Origin of the sequence: Microbacterium sp. H6, assembly GCF_003314775.1 — a bacterium.
Taxonomy (GTDB): Bacteria; Actinomycetota; Actinomycetes; order Actinomycetales; family Microbacteriaceae; genus Microbacterium; species Microbacterium oxydans.
In genome coordinates this window covers 387-15,218 of record NZ_QOAY01000112.1, presented here as the reverse complement: position 1 = coordinate 15,218, position 14,832 = coordinate 387, and the positions used below count along the sequence as shown (strand labels likewise).

The following is a 14,832-nucleotide window of genomic DNA, read 5'->3' as shown; positions in this document are numbered from 1 at the left end:
CGCCGCGGGCATGGAATCCATGACGCGCGCCCCGCACCTGCTGATGGGTTCCCGCGACGGCTGGACATACGGAAGCGTCGAGGTGCTCGACCACATGGCATACGACGGGCTCACCGACGCGTACGACCAGGAGAGCATGGGAGCATCGACGGAACGGCACAACGCGCGTTTCGGACTCACCAGGGCGGCGCAGGACCAGGTCGCGGCTCTCTCCCACCAGCGCGCGACGGCAGCGCAGGAGTCGGGAGTGTTCGACGCGGAGATCGTCGCCGTGGACGTTCCTCAACGACGGGGTGAGCCCGTGCGCGTGACGAAGGACGAGGGCGTACGACCCGACACGACCGTGCAGACGCTTTCGGGACTCAGAGCGGCGTTCGCGGAAGGCGGCTCGATCACCGCCGGTAACTCATCGCCGATCTCCGACGGTGCCTCCGCGGTCGTGCTGACGACCCGCGGCGTCGCGACGGTGAAGGGCTGGCCCGTGCTGGCGACCGTCGGTGCGAGCGGGCAGACGGCAGGACCGGACAACTCGCTGCAGGCGCAACCGGCGCGGGCGATCGAGCGTGCGTGCGCCAAACAGGGCATCTCGCCGTCCGATCTCGATCTGGTCGAGATCAACGAGGCCTTCGGCGCCGTCGTCGCACGTTCTCAGGACGAGCTGGGCATCGACGAGAGCATCGTGAACATCCATGGTGGCGGCATCGCGATCGGTCACCCCATCGGAGCCTCAGGCAACAGGCTCGTCGTGCACCTCGCGCACGAGCTGGCACGTCGGGGCGCGGGGACCGCGGCGGTCGGACTGTGCGGCGGCGGCGGTCAGGGAGAGGCGCTCATCCTCACCCGATGACGACGGTCCCGGCCAGCGGCCGATCAGGGACGTGAGTCTTTAGCGTGGTCCTGCGTGTCGGCGAGGGCCTTCTGCGAGCGGAACTGCAGTCGCTGGGCCTTCTTCGCCTTCTTGACCGACTGCGGGGAGTCGGCGTCCACCAGCACACCGCGACGTTCGCGGTTCATGTCGATCACGGCGCCGACGGCGAGGGCCATCGTGATGCCCCAGCTCACCCAGGACAGCACGGCACGCCAGGTGACGGGCTGCTCGCGGGTGCCGCGCAGCAGGGAGACTCCGGCGGAGATCGCAGCGACAAGTCCGGTGCTGAAGAGGTAGCGCATTCCCCCACGCTACCTTCCCGCACCCTTGGTCGCATGGAGCCTTGACAAGCCCCCGGTGGATCCGGCAGGGAACGAGCTGACGGACGGCACTCGGGCGCACCCGCTATCATGGCCTGGTCGCGGCTCGCCCGCGGCCGCACAACCGTGTATCTACCGGCCGTCGGCATTCCGGCGGACAGCGGCGGCACCCGACATCGCGTCTTCGACGCGCGAGAGCCATGACACGCGCAACAGCATCGCAGCAAATCGCCGAGCCGACCCTTCTCCGTCTCGCCGGCCTTCCCTACTTCCTCATCGCCTTCATCGCCCGGCTGCCGTTCGCGATGATGGTCGTCGGCGTGCTAACGGTCGTCGTCTCCGCGCGGGGCTCCCTCTCGCTCGGAGGTCTCACCTCTGCGGCCGTGGGTCTCGGCACCGCATGCTTCGGGCCTCTGCTCGGGGCAGCAGCCGATCGCTTCGGGCAGCGGGTCGTGCTGATGGTGCTCGCTGTCGCGAACGCGGCCATGCTTCTGCTGTTCACCGTGGTCGTCTACGGAACGGCGCCGGACGGATTCGTGCTGCTCGCCGCCGTCGGCATCGGGGCGAGCGCCCCGCAGGTCGCTCCGCTCTCACGGTCGCGGCTCGTCACGATCATCAGCGAACGAATGGCGGAGTCCCGCCGTGCGAAGACGGTGTCGGGCACGATGGCCTACGAGTCGGCGGCGGACGAGACGGTGTTCGTGTTCGGGCCGTTCCTGGTCGGGATCCTGGCGTCGGCGATCGCGCCGTGGGCTCCGCTGGTCGGTGCGGCCGTCCTCACCGTGGTCTTCGTGGGTGCCTTCGCGCTGCATCCCAGCGGTCGACACGTCTCGCAGGATCGCGACGCCGACGGGAAGGCGCCTTCGGCCGTCTCCGAGCTGTTCCGGCCCCAGCTGCTGATCGTGGTGGTCGGCATCCTCGGCGTCGGCATCTTCTTCGGCACGATGCTCACCTCGCTGACGTCGTTCATGGCCGACCGCGGGGCGCCGGAGCAGGCCGGCCTCCTCTACGGTGTCATGGGCGTGGGGTCCGCCATCCTCGCACTCGGTGTCGCATGGCTTCCCCCGCGATTCTCGATGCGCGCGCGGTGGCTCGTGTTCTCCGGGATCCTGCTGGCGGGCACGCTGCTGCTCGGATTCGTCGACACCCCCGGCACCATGATGCTGGCGCTCGCGATCATGGGCATCGGCATCGGTCCCACTCTCGTCACGCAGTACAGTTTCGGTGCGGCCCGCAGTCCCCGGGGACGCTCCGCCACCGTCATGACGATGCTCGGCTCCGGCGTCGTCGTCGGGCAGTCCATCGGAGCCGCCTTCGCGGGTGAGATCGCCGAGAACGTCGGCACGCCCGCTGCGCTGTTGCTGCCGATGATCGCGGCACTGATCGCCTTCATCGCGGGTGTGGCGAACTGGTTCCTCAGCGGTAGAGGGGACGCGAGGCCCGCGTCAACCCCTGACGCGCGATCCGCGGAGATCGACGTTCCTCGATAGCCTGGGGGAAACCCCGGGAGGAGCCCTCGTGGCCGCAGCAGATTTCGTCGTCGTCGCCAACCGCCTGCCCGTCGATCGGGTGGTGGGTCCCGGAGGTGAGGAGACCTGGCGCACGTCTCCCGGTGGTCTCGTCGCCGCGCTCGAGCCGATGATGCGCAGTGTGCACGGGGCCTGGGTGGGCTGGCCCGGCCAGGCCGACGTCGAGCTGGAGCCGTTCGCGGCCGACGGCATCGACCTGATACCGGTGACGCTCAGCGCTCAGGAGGTCGCCGAGTACTACGAAGGCTTCGCGAACGACACCATCTGGCCGCTCTATCACGATGTGATCGCGCCGCCGCAGTACCACCGGGAATGGTGGGAGGCATACGTGACGGTGAACCGCCGCTTCGCCGAGGCTGCTGCCGCCGCGGTCGCGAAGGACGGCACCGTGTGGGTGCACGACTACCAGCTCCAGCTCGTGCCGCAGATGGTGCGGGAACTGCGGCCCGACGTCACCATCGGCTACTTCCACCACATCCCGTTCCCCGCTCACGGTCTGTACGCGCAGCTGCCCTGGCGCGACCAGGTGCTGCGCGGACTCCTCGGCGCCGACGTCATCGGCTTCCAGCGCGCGCAGGACGCCACCTACTTCCTGACCGCCGTACGCCGCCGCTTGCGCTACGAGGTCAAGGGCTCGCACGTCGCGGTGCCGGAGGGCGAGCAGACCAGGACGGCGGTGGCGAGAGCCTTCCCGATCTCCATCGACACCGAGCCCTACCTCGAGCTCGCGGCCAGGGAGGACATCCAGGCCAGAGCCGCCGAGATCAGAGCCAGCCTCGGCAACCCCAAGCGCATCCTGCTCGGCGTCGACAGACTCGACTACACGAAGGGCATCCGGCACCGCATCAAGGCCTATGGCGAACTGCTCGAGGACGGGCGACTGAACGTCGAGGACGTGACACTGGTGCAGGTCGCGAGTCCCAGCCGCGAGCGGGTCGATGCCTACGTGCACCTGCGGGACGAGATCGAGCTCGCCGTGAGCCGCATCAACGGCGACAACGACACCATGGGGCACTCCGCCATCCGGTACCTGCACCAGGGGTATCCGCGCGAGGAGATGGTCGCGCTCTACCTGGCGGCGGATGTCATGCTCGTGACCGCGCTCCGCGACGGTATGAACCTCGTGGCCAAGGAGTACGTCGCCACCAGGGCCGACAATCGCGGCGTGCTCGTGCTGAGCGAGTTCACGGGAGCGGCGGACGAGCTGCGCCAGGCCGTGCGCGTCAACCCGCACGACATCGAAGGTCTCAAGGACGCGATCATGACCGCCGTGGACATGCCGGCGGGCGAGCAGTCGCGTCGCATGCGCTCGCTCCGGCGCCGGGTGCTCGACAACGACGTGACCGCGTGGTCGTCGTCGTTCCTCGCCGCGTTGGCGGAGGTGCGCGGTCGCTGAGCCCGCGCACGGCCCGCGATACTGGGAGAGCCCCCTTCGATTGGAGAATCCGTGACGCGCCCTTGGACCCCTGGAACAGCCGATGACGACCTGAGCGCTCTGGCCGGCACTGCACGGCTTGTGGTCGCGCTCGACTTCGACGGCACGGCATCGCCGCTGGTCCCGGATCCGATGGCCGCCAGAGCCCTTCCCGAAGTCGCCGTCCAGGTCGACCGCCTCGCCGCTCTTCCGGACACTGTCGTCGCCTACGTCTCCGGACGCAGCATGCATGACCTCCGTGTCATCACGGAGCACACCGACGACTCCGCGATCGCCTTGGCCGGATCGCACGGCGCCCAGTACTGGTTCCCGGGGGAGGGCGACGCCGATGCTCCCGGCGAGCCGACGGACGATGGTGCTCGTGAGGAGCTGTGGGCGGCGGCGAAGCCGATCATCGACCGATATGAAGGCGCCGAGTTCGAGCCCAAGACCTTCGGCATGGGCGTGCACACCCGTCGTGCCGACCGCGAGACCGAGGAGCGCGTCTTCGCCGAGATCGATGCCCTCGTCGCGGAGCGGTTCCCGCACTGGAGACGGCGTTCGGGCCACAGGGTGCTCGAGTTCTCGTCGCGAACGGAGGGCAAGGACGCGGCGATGGCCGCTCTCCGCGAGAGGTTCGACGCCACCGGGATCCTCTTCGCCGGCGACGATGTGACGGACGAGGATGCGATGCGTGTGCTGCAGCCCGGCGACCTCGGCGTCCGGGTCGGGCCGGGGGAGAGCGCCGCGACCCTTCGTGTGGACTCTCCACAACAGATCGCCGAGCTTCTGGAGGCGTTGGCGGACGAACGTGCCTCTCGGCGGCAATAGACTTCCGTCATGTCCTCGCATGATCCCTCCAGCAGCGCGCCCATCGACATCAAGCCCCGCAGCCGCGTCGTCACCGACGGCATCGAGGCCACGACCTCCCGCGGTATGCTCCGTGCCGTCGGCATGGGCGACGCCGACTGGGACAAGCCGCAGATCGGCATCGCGTCCAGCTGGAACGAGATCACTCCCTGCAACCTGAGCCTCGACCGTCTTGCTCAGGGGGCGAAGGAGGGCGTGCACTCCGGCGGCGGGTACCCGCTGCAGTTCGGAACCATCTCCGTCTCGGACGGCATCTCGATGGGCCACGAGGGGATGCACTTCTCACTCGTCTCCCGCGAGGTCATCGCCGACTCGGTCGAGACCGTGATGATGGCCGAGCGCCTGGACGGCTCCGTCCTGCTCGCCGGCTGCGACAAGTCGATCCCCGGCATGCTCATGGCCAGCGCCCGCCTCGACCTGTCGAGTGTCTTCCTCTACGCCGGGTCGATCGCGCCGGGCTGGGTCAAGCTCTCCGACGGCACCGAGAAGGACGTCACGATCATCGACTCGTTCGAGGCGGTCGGCGCCTGCCGTGCCGGCCTGATGAGCGAGGAAGACCTCAAGCGCATCGAGTGCGCCATCGCTCCCGGTGAGGGGGCATGCGGCGGCATGTACACCGCCAACACCATGGCCTCCGTCGCCGAGGCACTCGGGCTCAGCCTGCCGGGCTCCGCCGCGCCGCCCGCTGCCGACCGCCGTCGCGACTACTTCGCGCATCGGTCGGGCGAGGCCGTCGTCAACCTGCTCCGTCAGGGCATCACGACGCGCGACATCCTCACCAAGGAGGCGTTCGAGAACGCGATCGCCCTCGCGATGGCCCTCGGCGGCTCGACCAACGTCGTCCTCCACCTCCTCGCCATCGCGCGAGAGGCCGAGGTCGAGCTGAGTCTTCACGACTTCAACCGCATCGGCGACAAGGTCCCGCACGTGGCCGACATGAAGCCGTTCGGCAAGTACGTCATGAACGACGTCGACCGCCACGGCGGCATCCCCGTGATCATGAAGGCCATGCTCGACGAGGGCCTCCTGCACGGCGACGCGCTCACGGTCACCGGCAAGACGCTCGCCGAGAACCTCGCGGACCTCGACCCGCAGCCGATCGACGGCGAGGTCATCCACACGTTCGACAACCCGATCCACGCCACGGGCGGGCTCACGATCCTGCACGGCTCGCTCGCCCCGGAGGGTGCCGTCGTCAAGACGGCGGGTTTCGACGCGGCGGTGTTCGAGGGACCGGCCCGCGTGTTCGAGCGCGAGCGCGCGGCCATGGATGCCGTGGCCGAGGGCGAGATCGAACCCGGCACGGTGATCGTGATCCGCTACGAGGGACCCAAGGGTGGACCGGGCATGCGGGAGATGCTCGCGATCACCGCGGCCATCAAGGGCGCTGGACTCGGAAAAGATGTACTACTCTTGACGGACGGACGATTCTCAGGCGGCACAACCGGCCTGTGCATCGGCCACATAGCACCCGAAGCGGTGGACGCAGGTCCTATCGCCTTCGTGCGCGATGGTGATCTGATACGGGTCGATATCGCAGCTCGCTCTCTCGATCTACTCGTCGACGAGGCAGAGCTCGCCTCCCGCCGCTCTGGCTGGGAGCCGCTTCCCCCGCGCTACACCCGAGGCGTTCTTGCCAAGTACTCGCGCCTCGTGCGGTCCGCCGCCGAGGGAGCGACCACCGGCTGATCCATCGACAGGCTCAGGAACCCAGCCGATCGGACATCCGGCGTCCTCCACAGATCATCAGAAGGAAAGTCATGACTGCTGATTCCGCCCCGGCCGTGCCGAGGCCGCCCGCCCGTCAACCTGCCGCACCGGAGATCACGGGCGCTGAGGCCGTGGTCCGCTCGCTCGAGCTGCTCGGTGTCACCGACGTGTTCGGGCTTCCTGGCGGGGCTATCCTCCCCGTCTACGACCCGCTGATGGACGCTTCCGAGCTCCGTCACATCCTGGTTCGTCACGAGCAGGGAGCCGGGCACGCGGCCGAGGGGTACGCGTCCGCATCCGGCAAGGTGGGCGTGTGCATCGCGACCTCCGGTCCCGGCGCGACCAACCTCGTGACCGCGATCGCCGACGCCTACATGGATTCGGTGCCGATGCTCGCGATCACCGGTCAGGTGTTCTCGACCCTCATGGGGACGGATGCGTTCCAGGAGGCCGACATCGTGGGCATCACGATGCCGATCACCAAGCACTCCTTCCTCGTGAAGGACGCGGCGGAGATCCCGGGCGCGATCGCTGCGGCGTACGAGATCGCCGGCACCGGGCGCCCCGGTCCGGTGCTGGTCGACATCACCAAGGACGCGCAGCAGGCGACCGCGCCCTTCGTGTGGCCGCCCAAGATCGACCTGCCCGGCTACCGTCCTGTGACCAAGGCGCACGGGAAGCAGATCCAGGCCGCGGCGGCCCTTCTCGCCGAAGCCAAGAAGCCGGTGCTGTACGTGGGCGGCGGCGTGATCCGCGGCAAGGCGTCTGCAGAACTCCTCGAACTCGCCGAGTCCACCGGCGCCCCGGTCGTCACGACGCTGATGGCCCGTGGTGCTTTCCCGGACTCGCACCCGCAGCACCTCGGCATGCCCGGCATGCACGGCACGGTTCCCGCTGTGCTCGCTCTGCAGGAGGCCGATCTCCTCGTCTCGCTCGGTGCGCGGTTCGACGACCGTGTCACGGGTAAGGCGGCGCTGTTCGCACCCAACGCGAAGGTCGTCCACGTCGACATCGACCCGGCGGAGATCTCCAAGATCCGCACGGCCGACGTGCCGATCGTCGGCGATGTGCGCGACGTGCTCACCGACCTCGACGCGGCGTTCCGTGGCGCGACGGCCGACACGAAGCCCGACATCGAGGAGTGGTGGTCGTACCTCGACGGTCTGCGTACCGAGTTCCCGCTGGGATTCGCGCCGACGACCGACGGTCTGCTCGCTCCTCAGCACGTGATCCAGCGCATCGGCGAGCTCACCGGGCCGGAGGGCATCTTCGCCTCCGGAGTCGGCCAGCACCAGATGTGGGCTGCGCAGTTCATCAAGTACGAGCGTCCGAACGCCTGGCTGAACTCCGGCGGTGCCGGAACGATGGGCTACTCGGTGCCGGCGGCCATGGGTGCCAAGGTCGCCGAGCCCGATCGTCCGGTCTGGGCGATCGACGGCGACGGCTGCTTCCAGATGACCAATCAGGAGCTCGCGACCTGCACGATCAACAACATCCCGATCAAGGTCGCGATCATCAACAATTCCTCGCTGGGCATGGTGCGCCAGTGGCAGACGCTGTTCTACGACGGACGTCACTCGAACACCGATCTCAACACCGGTCACGGAACGATCCGCATCCCCGACTTCGTGAAGCTCGCCGAAGCCTACGGCTGCCTCGCGATCCGTGTGGAGAAGGAGGAAGAGGTCGACGCCGCCATCAAGCTCGCACTCGAGACGAACGATCGGCCTGTGGTGATCGACTTCGTGGTGAGTGCCGATTCCATGGTGTGGCCGATGGTGCCGCAGGGAGTCAGCAACAGCTACGTCCAGTACGCCCGCGAGCACGCGCCCGCATTCGACGAGGAGGACTGATCCATGTCGACCCATGTGCTGAGCCTGCTGGTGGAGAACACCCCCGGCCTTCTGACCCGTGTGGCCGGCCTCTTCGCCCGCCGCGGCTTTAACATCGATTCCCTCGCCGTCGGCGTGACGGAGGTGCCTGGCATCTCCCGGATCACCGTCGTCGTCGATGTCGATGAGCTCCCGCTCGAGCAGGTCACCAAGCAGCTCAACAAGCTGATCAACGTGATCAAGATCGTCGAGCTCGACTTCGCCACGTCGGTGCAGCGCGAGCACATGCTCGTGAAGGTTCGCACCGACAACGCCACCCGCTCGAACGTGATCGAGGTCGTCAACCTCTTCCGCGCTTCCGTGGTCGACTACGCCTCCGACGCGCTCGTGATCGAGGTCACCGGCGACAAGGGCAAGGTCGATGCCATGCTCCGCGCGCTCGAGCCCTTCGGCATCAAGGAGATCGCGCAGTCCGGTCTTCTCGCCATCGGCCGCGGTGGCAAGAGCATCACGGAACGCGTGCTGCGCGGTTGATGCGCCCCCCTCTACCTACACGAACCACAATCAAGGAGAAACACAAAGTGAGCACCGAGATCTTCTACGACGCCGATGCAGACCTGTCCCTGATCCAGGGCAAGAAGGTCGCCATCGTCGGTTACGGCTCGCAGGGCCACGCCCATGCGCAGAACCTTCGCGACTCGGGTGTCGAGGTCGCGATCGCCCTCAAGGAGGGCTCGAAGTCGGCAGCCAAGGCCGAGGAGGCAGGCTTCCCGGTCAAGACCGTCGCCGAGGCCACCGAGTGGGCCGACGTCATCATGATCCTCGCGCCGGACCAGCACCAGCGCACGATCTACAGCGAGTCCATCGCGCCGAACCTCACGGCCGGCAAGACGCTCGCGTTCGCCCACGGCTTCAACATCCGCTTCGGCTACATCGACGCTCCCGAGGGCGTCGACGTGATCCTGGTCGCCCCGAAGGCTCCGGGCCACACCGTGCGTCGTGAGTTCGTCGCGGGCCGCGGCATCCCCGACATCATCGCCGTCGAGCGCGACGCATCGGGCAAGGCCTGGGACCTGGCGCTCTCCTACGCGAAGGCCATCGGCGGCACCAGGGCCGGCGTCATCAAGACGACGTTCACCGAAGAGACCGAGACCGACCTGTTCGGCGAGCAGGCCGTGCTCTGCGGTGGTGTGAGCCACCTCGTGCAGGCGGGCTTCGAGACCCTCACCGAAGCGGGCTACCAGCCGCAGATCGCGTACTTCGAGGTGCTGCACGAGCTCAAGCTCATCGTCGACCTGATGTGGGAGGGCGGCATCGCCAAGCAGCGTTGGTCGATCTCCGACACCGCCGAGTTCGGCGACTACGTCTCGGGCCCGCGCGTCATCGACGAGCGCGTCAAGGAGAGCATGAAGGGCGTGCTGGCCGACATCCAGTCCGGCGCCTTCGCCAAGCGCTTCATCGACGACCAGGACAACGGGGCCGAGGAGTTCCTGGCGCTGCGTGCCAAGGAGGAGCAGCACCCGATCGAGGTCACCGGCAAGGAGCTGCGCTCGCTCTTCGCCTGGAAGCAGCAGGACGAGGACTACATCGACGGCAGCGCCGCGCGCTGATTCGATCTTCGAACGAACGGGCGTCCCTTCGGGGGCGCCCGTTCTGCGTCGAGCAGGTCCATCCACTCTCTAAACATCGGATGTCTGTGCCAGGATGGGAGGTATGCGACAGGAATGGTTTGACCGGGCTCGGTTCGGCATGTTCGTCCACTTCGGCCTCTACAGCACCGCCGCACGGCACGAGTGGGTGCAGAACTACGAGCGGCTCACGGACGAGGACTACCGTCAGTACTTCGAGCACTTCCATCCGGATCTCTTCGATGCCGCAGCACTCGCGCGCACGGCGAAAGCGACGGGCATGGGGTATGTCGTGCTCACCACGAAGCACCACGACGGTTTCTGCCTCTGGGATTCGAAGCTGACCGACTTCACCTCGGTCGCGAACACCGGACGTGACCTGGTGCGCGAGTACGTCGACGCGCTGCGGGCGGAAGGCCTGAAAGTCGGCCTGTACCACTCGGTCATCGACTGGCATCACCCCGACTTCACGATCGACTGGAACCACCCGCGTCGCGACGATGAGAACGCTCATGAGCTGAACGCCGGCCGCGACATGGCCGCATACCGCGCCTACCTCCACGGTCAGGTGCGCGAGCTCCTCACGGAGTATGGCGACATCGACTACCTCTTCTTCGATTTCACCTACCCGGAGGAGAAGGACGGGTGGGCAGGCAAGGGCCCCGGGGACTGGGATGCGGAGGCACTGCTCGCTCTGTGCCGGGAGCTGCAGCCGAACATGCTGGTCAACGATCGTCTGGGTATCCCCGCGGACTTCGTCACGCCAGAGCAGTATCAGCCCACCGCGCCGATCGTGCGAGACGGCGTTCCCCTCACATGGGAGGCGTGCCAGACGCTGAACGGATCGTGGGGTTACCACCGCGACAACATGGACCAGAAGTCGTCGACGTTGCTCGTGCAGATGCTCGTCGACTCTGTCTCGATGGACGGCAACATGCTGCTGAACATCGGCCCGGACGGGCGTGGGGCGATCGCTCCGCGGGATGCGAGCACGTTGGCGGAGATCGGGGAGTGGATGCGCCTGCACCGGAACGCGGTGGTTGGCGCGGGGTACGCGGCCTTCACCCCACCGCGTGAGGGCGTCTACACGCGCAGGGGGAACCGGCTCTACCTGAGCCTCTTCAGCTGGCCCATGGGTTTCGTCCACCTCCCGGAGCTCGCGGGCAAGGTGTCGTACGTCCGGCTGCTCAACGACGGATCCTGGCTCCAGACGAGCGTGTCCGACCCCGATCGCGAGGCGGATCTCATGACACCCGCAGGCGAGGCCGAGGGGACTCTGACCGTCCACCTCCCGGTGCGTCGACCCGATGTGCTGGTCCCCGTGATCGAGCTGACCCTGATCGAGGACTGATCTGCACCGTGGCGGTGGCTCAGGCGGCCGCCACGGGGATGTCCATGCCCTCGAGCGCGAGTCGGGCCGCGCCGTGCAGGATGGCGTCGGCGCCCGTCGCCGCGGACTCGATGCGCAGTCGCTGGGTGGCGAGCGGGTGGCAGGCCTCGTAGACGCGGCTGCGGACGGCCGCGATGAACGGTTCGGATGCGCTCATGCTGCCGGTGAGGAATACGGCGTGCGGATTGAAGAAGTTCACGACCCCGGAGAGTGCCTGACCCAGGTGGGTGCCGGCGGTTCGGACCAGAGTCGTGGCGAGGGGATCGGCGTCGCGCGCCAGGCTCAGCACGTCGGTCGTCGTGCGCACGGCGTCGTTCCCGCGCTCGCGCATCTGTCGGACCAGACTCGCCCCGCTCGCCACGGTTTCCAGGCATCCGGTGTTTCCGCAGGAGCAGGGGATGTCGCCGCTGCCGTCGATGCGCGTGTGGGTGATGTCGCCCGCGGCCGACGTGGCGCCGCGGTGCACGTGCCCGTCCACGATGATGCCGCTGCCGATGGCGGTTCCCGCCTTCACCGTGATGCTGTGACAGGTGTGGCCGAAACGCTCACGGTGCTCGCCGAGCGCGGCGAGGTTCGCGTCGTTGTCGACGGCGACAGGGACCCCGTAGCGCGCGGAGAGGTGCTCGCCGACGCGGAACCCCGGCCATCCGGGCATCCGCGAGGGTTGGTCGACGGATCCCGTGGAGATGTCGACCGGACCGGGGAGGCTGATCCCGATCGCATGGATCCTCCCCGAGGACAGGAGACGGTCGAACACGACCGCCAGGCGATCCAGGGTGGCCTGCGGTCCCTCGGTGACATCGACGGCGATGGATTCACTGTCCAGGAGGGCACCGCTGAGGGAGTGCCTGCCTATGCGCGCGTGTCCGCCGCCGAGGTCAGCGGACAGGACGAAGCCGTCCGCCGCGATCTGAAGGACACGTGGGCGCCGCCCTCCGCGTGACGTGCCGTCTCCGGCTTCTCTGAGCACGCCGGCATCCAGCAGGGACTGCACGCGGAGACCGACCGTCGATGCGGCCACGCCGAGCGAGGCGGCGAGCTCGGAACGCGATCGCGCCTCACCGCGGGCGACGAGGTCGAGGATGCGTCGCGTGTGCGGATCGTCGACGGCGGTGTCAGCGGAGTTCGTCATGAGAGCACTTTCCTGTCGGAGCATCGTCAGCGTAGCGGGGGTTCGTCGTGTTTCCCGGGAGTTACGAATTATCAAGCTCCGATAAACATCGGATGTTCGGCTTGCGGCCACTTGCGAAGTATGAAACGGTAACTTCATACGAAATCCTACTAGGTTACTTCGACCCGCGAATTAACCGGTTCCCTTTCCAGGAGGCATTCAATGAAGAAGTTGCGTGTAGGGGCTGTGGTCGCCGTCGCCGGCGTCGCGGTCGCGATGACCGGCTGCGCGAGCGGCAGCGGCACGGGTGGTTCGGCAGACGGCGACACCATCGTGGTGGACATGTGGGCCGGGAGCGAGTCGGACGTGGACGCCCTCGAGGCGCAGGTCGCGTTCGCGCAGGAGCAGAACCCCGACATCAAGATCAAGCTGCAGACGTCGCCGTGGAGCGACTTCTTCACGAAGCTGACCACCAACATGGCCAGCGGCAACATGGCGTGCGTCACGGGCATGAGCGGCGCGCAGCTGGGAGGCTACACCGGCGGCTTCCGCGAGCTGAGCGATGCCGACCTGAAGACGGCGGGAATCGACTGGGCCGACTTCAATCCGAGCGCCGACGGGATCCTCAGCTTCGAGGGCAAGACCTACGGCGTGCCGTTCGACGTCGCCACCATGCTCGTCTACTACAACCAGGACATGCTGACCGCCGCCGGCGCCGCAACCCCTGAGATCGGGTGGACGTTCGACGACTTCGACAAGATCGCCGCCGACGCCACCAAGGACGGTAAGTACGGCTTCGGCATGGGTATGGGCGGCTACCAGTGGATGTCGATGCCGATCGCCTACTCCGCCACGCAGCCGGCCTCCGAGGACGGCACGTTGCACATCGATGAGAAGGCCTTCGTCGACGCGTCGACCTGGTACGCCGAGCTCGTGACCGAGAAGAAGGTCGCCGCACCCGTGGCCTCCGCTTCCGACACGGGGTGGGGAGAGAACCAGTACACCGGCGCCAACGCGGCCATGGCCGTCGACGGCACCTGGAACGCGGTGAGCTACCTCGACAACGAGTCGGGCTTCGCCGCCGGCATGGTCCCGCTGCCCGCCGGAGTCGACGGCAACCCCGGTCCGATCCTCGGCTCGGGCTACGGCATCTCGGCCAACTGCAAGAATCCCGAGGCCGCGCTCAAGGTCATGGGCTCGCTGCTCGGCGAGGACGCGCAGGACTACATCGCGTCGTCCGGCCGCTCCTACCCGGCACGCACGTCGTCGCAGCCGCTGTACTTCGAGTCGATCGACGAGAAGTACCGCGACCAGGTGAAGTCCGTCTTCGAGGCTGCGTTCGGTGACACCGTCCCCCTCTACATGACGAAGAACTGGCAGAAGCTCGACAGCTACATCCAGCCCAACCTCGTCAGCGTCTACAACGGCCAGATGACGATGGAAGAGCTGCTGTCGAACGCGCAGGCGCAGTTCGGCGAGTGATCGGGCCTCGGCCACCACAGCAGCAATGCAGTAACAGAGGAAGAAACTGAGATGACGATCACGACGAGACGTCGACGATCGCTCGCCAAGGTGGAGGCCGGTCAGGCGCTGGGATTCGCAAGCCCAGCCCTGATCGGGCTCGCCCTGTTCACGATCGTGCCCGTCGGGCTGTCGATCGTGATGAGCGTCTTCGACTGGCCGACCTTCGGCGAGCGGACCTTCAACGGCGTGGACAACTACGTCAAGCTGTTCACCAGCAGCCCCGACTTCTGGCCGGCGCTGCGCAACTCGGCGGTGTACACCCTGCTGTACGTGCCGTTGAGCGTCGCTCTCTCGCTCGTGCTCGCTCTCGGTCTGAACTCCCGGATCCGCGGTCGCGGCGCACTGAGGGTGCTGTTCTTCATCCCCGTCGTCACGCCGATGGTCGCCAACGTGCTGGTCTGGAAGATGATGCTCCAGCCGCAGGGACTCTTCAACGGCCTCTCGCAGACCTGGTTCGGCATCGAGCTGCCCAACTTCCTCGCCGATCCGTCGTGGGCCATGATCATGGTCGTCGTCATGAGCGTCTGGCAGGGACTCGGCTACAACATGCTGATCTTCTCGGCCGCCCTCGAGCAGCTCCCCGAGAGCGTGCTGGAGGCGGCGAGCATCGACGGCGCACAGGGGATCCGGCGGGTG

General features: G+C 67.4%; 13 protein-coding genes. 11 read left to right on the top strand and 2 right to left on the bottom strand.

Translation table 11 applies throughout. The features are described from left to right. Positions 1-847: acetyl-CoA C-acyltransferase (locus tag DSP71_RS07590; RefSeq protein ID WP_258546318.1), on the top strand; the 847-nt coding region annotated here is incomplete at its 5' end. A gap of 23 nt (positions 848-870) precedes the next feature. On the opposite strand, the gene DSP71_RS07585 is transcribed toward DSP71_RS07590, so the two are convergent. Continuing rightward, the gene (locus DSP71_RS07585; protein ID WP_046748394.1) at positions 871-1,170 is read right to left on the bottom strand and encodes a hypothetical protein; all 300 of its coding nucleotides are present in this window, start codon (positions 1,168-1,170) and stop codon (positions 871-873) included. Positions 1,171-1,388: 218 nt separating this feature from the next. Here DSP71_RS07585 and DSP71_RS07580 point away from each other — a divergent pair, with 218 nt between their 5' ends. The 8 genes from DSP71_RS07580 (at position 1,389) to DSP71_RS07545 (ending at position 11,522) form a co-directional block, all read left to right on the top strand. Further along, the gene (locus DSP71_RS07580) at positions 1,389-2,678 is read left to right on the top strand and encodes an MFS transporter (protein ID WP_058630552.1); all 1,290 of its coding nucleotides are present in this window, start codon (positions 1,389-1,391) and stop codon (positions 2,676-2,678) included. A gap of 28 nt (positions 2,679-2,706) precedes the next feature. Beyond that, the gene (locus DSP71_RS07575; protein WP_058630553.1) at positions 2,707-4,113 is read left to right on the top strand and encodes a trehalose-6-phosphate synthase; all 1,407 of its coding nucleotides are present in this window, start codon (positions 2,707-2,709) and stop codon (positions 4,111-4,113) included. A 51-nt stretch (positions 4,114-4,164) separates the two neighbouring features. After that, positions 4,165-4,962, top strand: a complete 798-nt coding sequence (otsB, locus tag DSP71_RS07570; protein ID WP_046748397.1) for a trehalose-phosphatase — start codon at positions 4,165-4,167, stop codon at positions 4,960-4,962. A gap of 9 nt (positions 4,963-4,971) precedes the next feature. Beyond that, positions 4,972-6,690, top strand: coding sequence for a dihydroxy-acid dehydratase (gene ilvD, locus DSP71_RS07565; RefSeq protein ID WP_046748398.1), 1,719 nt, complete (start codon positions 4,972-4,974; stop codon positions 6,688-6,690). Positions 6,691-6,761: 71 nt separating this feature from the next. Further along, the gene (locus tag DSP71_RS07560; protein WP_113680777.1) at positions 6,762-8,564 is read left to right on the top strand and encodes an acetolactate synthase large subunit; all 1,803 of its coding nucleotides are present in this window, start codon (positions 6,762-6,764) and stop codon (positions 8,562-8,564) included. 3 nt (positions 8,565-8,567) lie between these two features. Further along, a complete protein-coding gene (ilvN, locus tag DSP71_RS07555) occupies positions 8,568-9,077 on the top strand; it encodes an acetolactate synthase small subunit (protein WP_017830816.1) in 510 nt (169 codons plus the stop codon). Between the two features lie 47 nt (positions 9,078-9,124). Then, positions 9,125-10,153 carry a ketol-acid reductoisomerase gene (gene ilvC / locus DSP71_RS07550; protein WP_058630555.1) on the top strand — a complete coding sequence of 343 codons (1,029 nt, stop codon included), beginning with the start codon at positions 9,125-9,127 and terminating at the stop codon, positions 10,151-10,153. A gap of 94 nt (positions 10,154-10,247) precedes the next feature. Then, on the top strand, positions 10,248-11,522 hold the full coding sequence (locus tag DSP71_RS07545) for an alpha-L-fucosidase (RefSeq protein ID WP_374168939.1): 1,275 nt from the start codon (positions 10,248-10,250) through the stop codon (positions 11,520-11,522). Positions 11,523-11,541: 19 nt separating this feature from the next. On the opposite strand, the gene DSP71_RS07540 is transcribed toward DSP71_RS07545, so the two are convergent. Continuing rightward, on the bottom strand, positions 11,542-12,693 hold the full coding sequence (locus DSP71_RS07540; protein ID WP_113680774.1) for an ROK family transcriptional regulator: 1,152 nt from the start codon (positions 12,691-12,693) through the stop codon (positions 11,542-11,544). A 201-nt stretch (positions 12,694-12,894) separates the two neighbouring features. On the opposite strand from DSP71_RS07540, the gene DSP71_RS07535 reads away from it, so the two are divergent. Both DSP71_RS07535 and DSP71_RS07530 read left to right on the top strand, forming a co-directional pair. Next, entirely contained in the window at positions 12,895-14,154 is a 1,260-nt protein-coding gene (locus DSP71_RS07535; RefSeq protein WP_218867345.1) for an ABC transporter substrate-binding protein, read from the top strand. A gap of 51 nt (positions 14,155-14,205) precedes the next feature. After that, positions 14,206-14,832, top strand: a 627-nt coding sequence (locus DSP71_RS07530) for a carbohydrate ABC transporter permease (RefSeq protein WP_258546317.1), incomplete at its 3' end; no start/stop codon positions are given.

What these genes read in the sequence shown, in the direction of transcription:
- DSP71_RS07585 (WP_046748394.1), bottom strand. Translation starts at nt 1,170, where the DNA reads ATGCGCTACCTCTTCAGCACCGGACTTGTCGCTGCGATCTCCGCCGGA.
- DSP71_RS07580 (WP_058630552.1), top strand. Translation starts at nt 1,389, where the DNA reads ATGACACGCGCAACAGCATCGCAGCAAATCGCCGAGCCGACCCTTCTC.
- ilvD (WP_046748398.1), top strand. Translation starts at nt 4,972, where the DNA reads ATGTCCTCGCATGATCCCTCCAGCAGCGCGCCCATCGACATCAAGCCC.
- DSP71_RS07560 (WP_113680777.1), top strand. Translation starts at nt 6,762, where the DNA reads ATGACTGCTGATTCCGCCCCGGCCGTGCCGAGGCCGCCCGCCCGTCAA.
- ilvN (WP_017830816.1), top strand. Translation starts at nt 8,568, where the DNA reads ATGTCGACCCATGTGCTGAGCCTGCTGGTGGAGAACACCCCCGGCCTT.
- DSP71_RS07545 (WP_374168939.1), top strand. Translation starts at nt 10,248, where the DNA reads ATGGGAGGTATGCGACAGGAATGGTTTGACCGGGCTCGGTTCGGCATG.
- DSP71_RS07540 (WP_113680774.1), bottom strand. Translation starts at nt 12,693, where the DNA reads ATGACGAACTCCGCTGACACCGCCGTCGACGATCCGCACACGCGACGC.
- DSP71_RS07535 (WP_218867345.1), top strand. Translation starts at nt 12,895, where the DNA reads ATGAAGAAGTTGCGTGTAGGGGCTGTGGTCGCCGTCGCCGGCGTCGCG.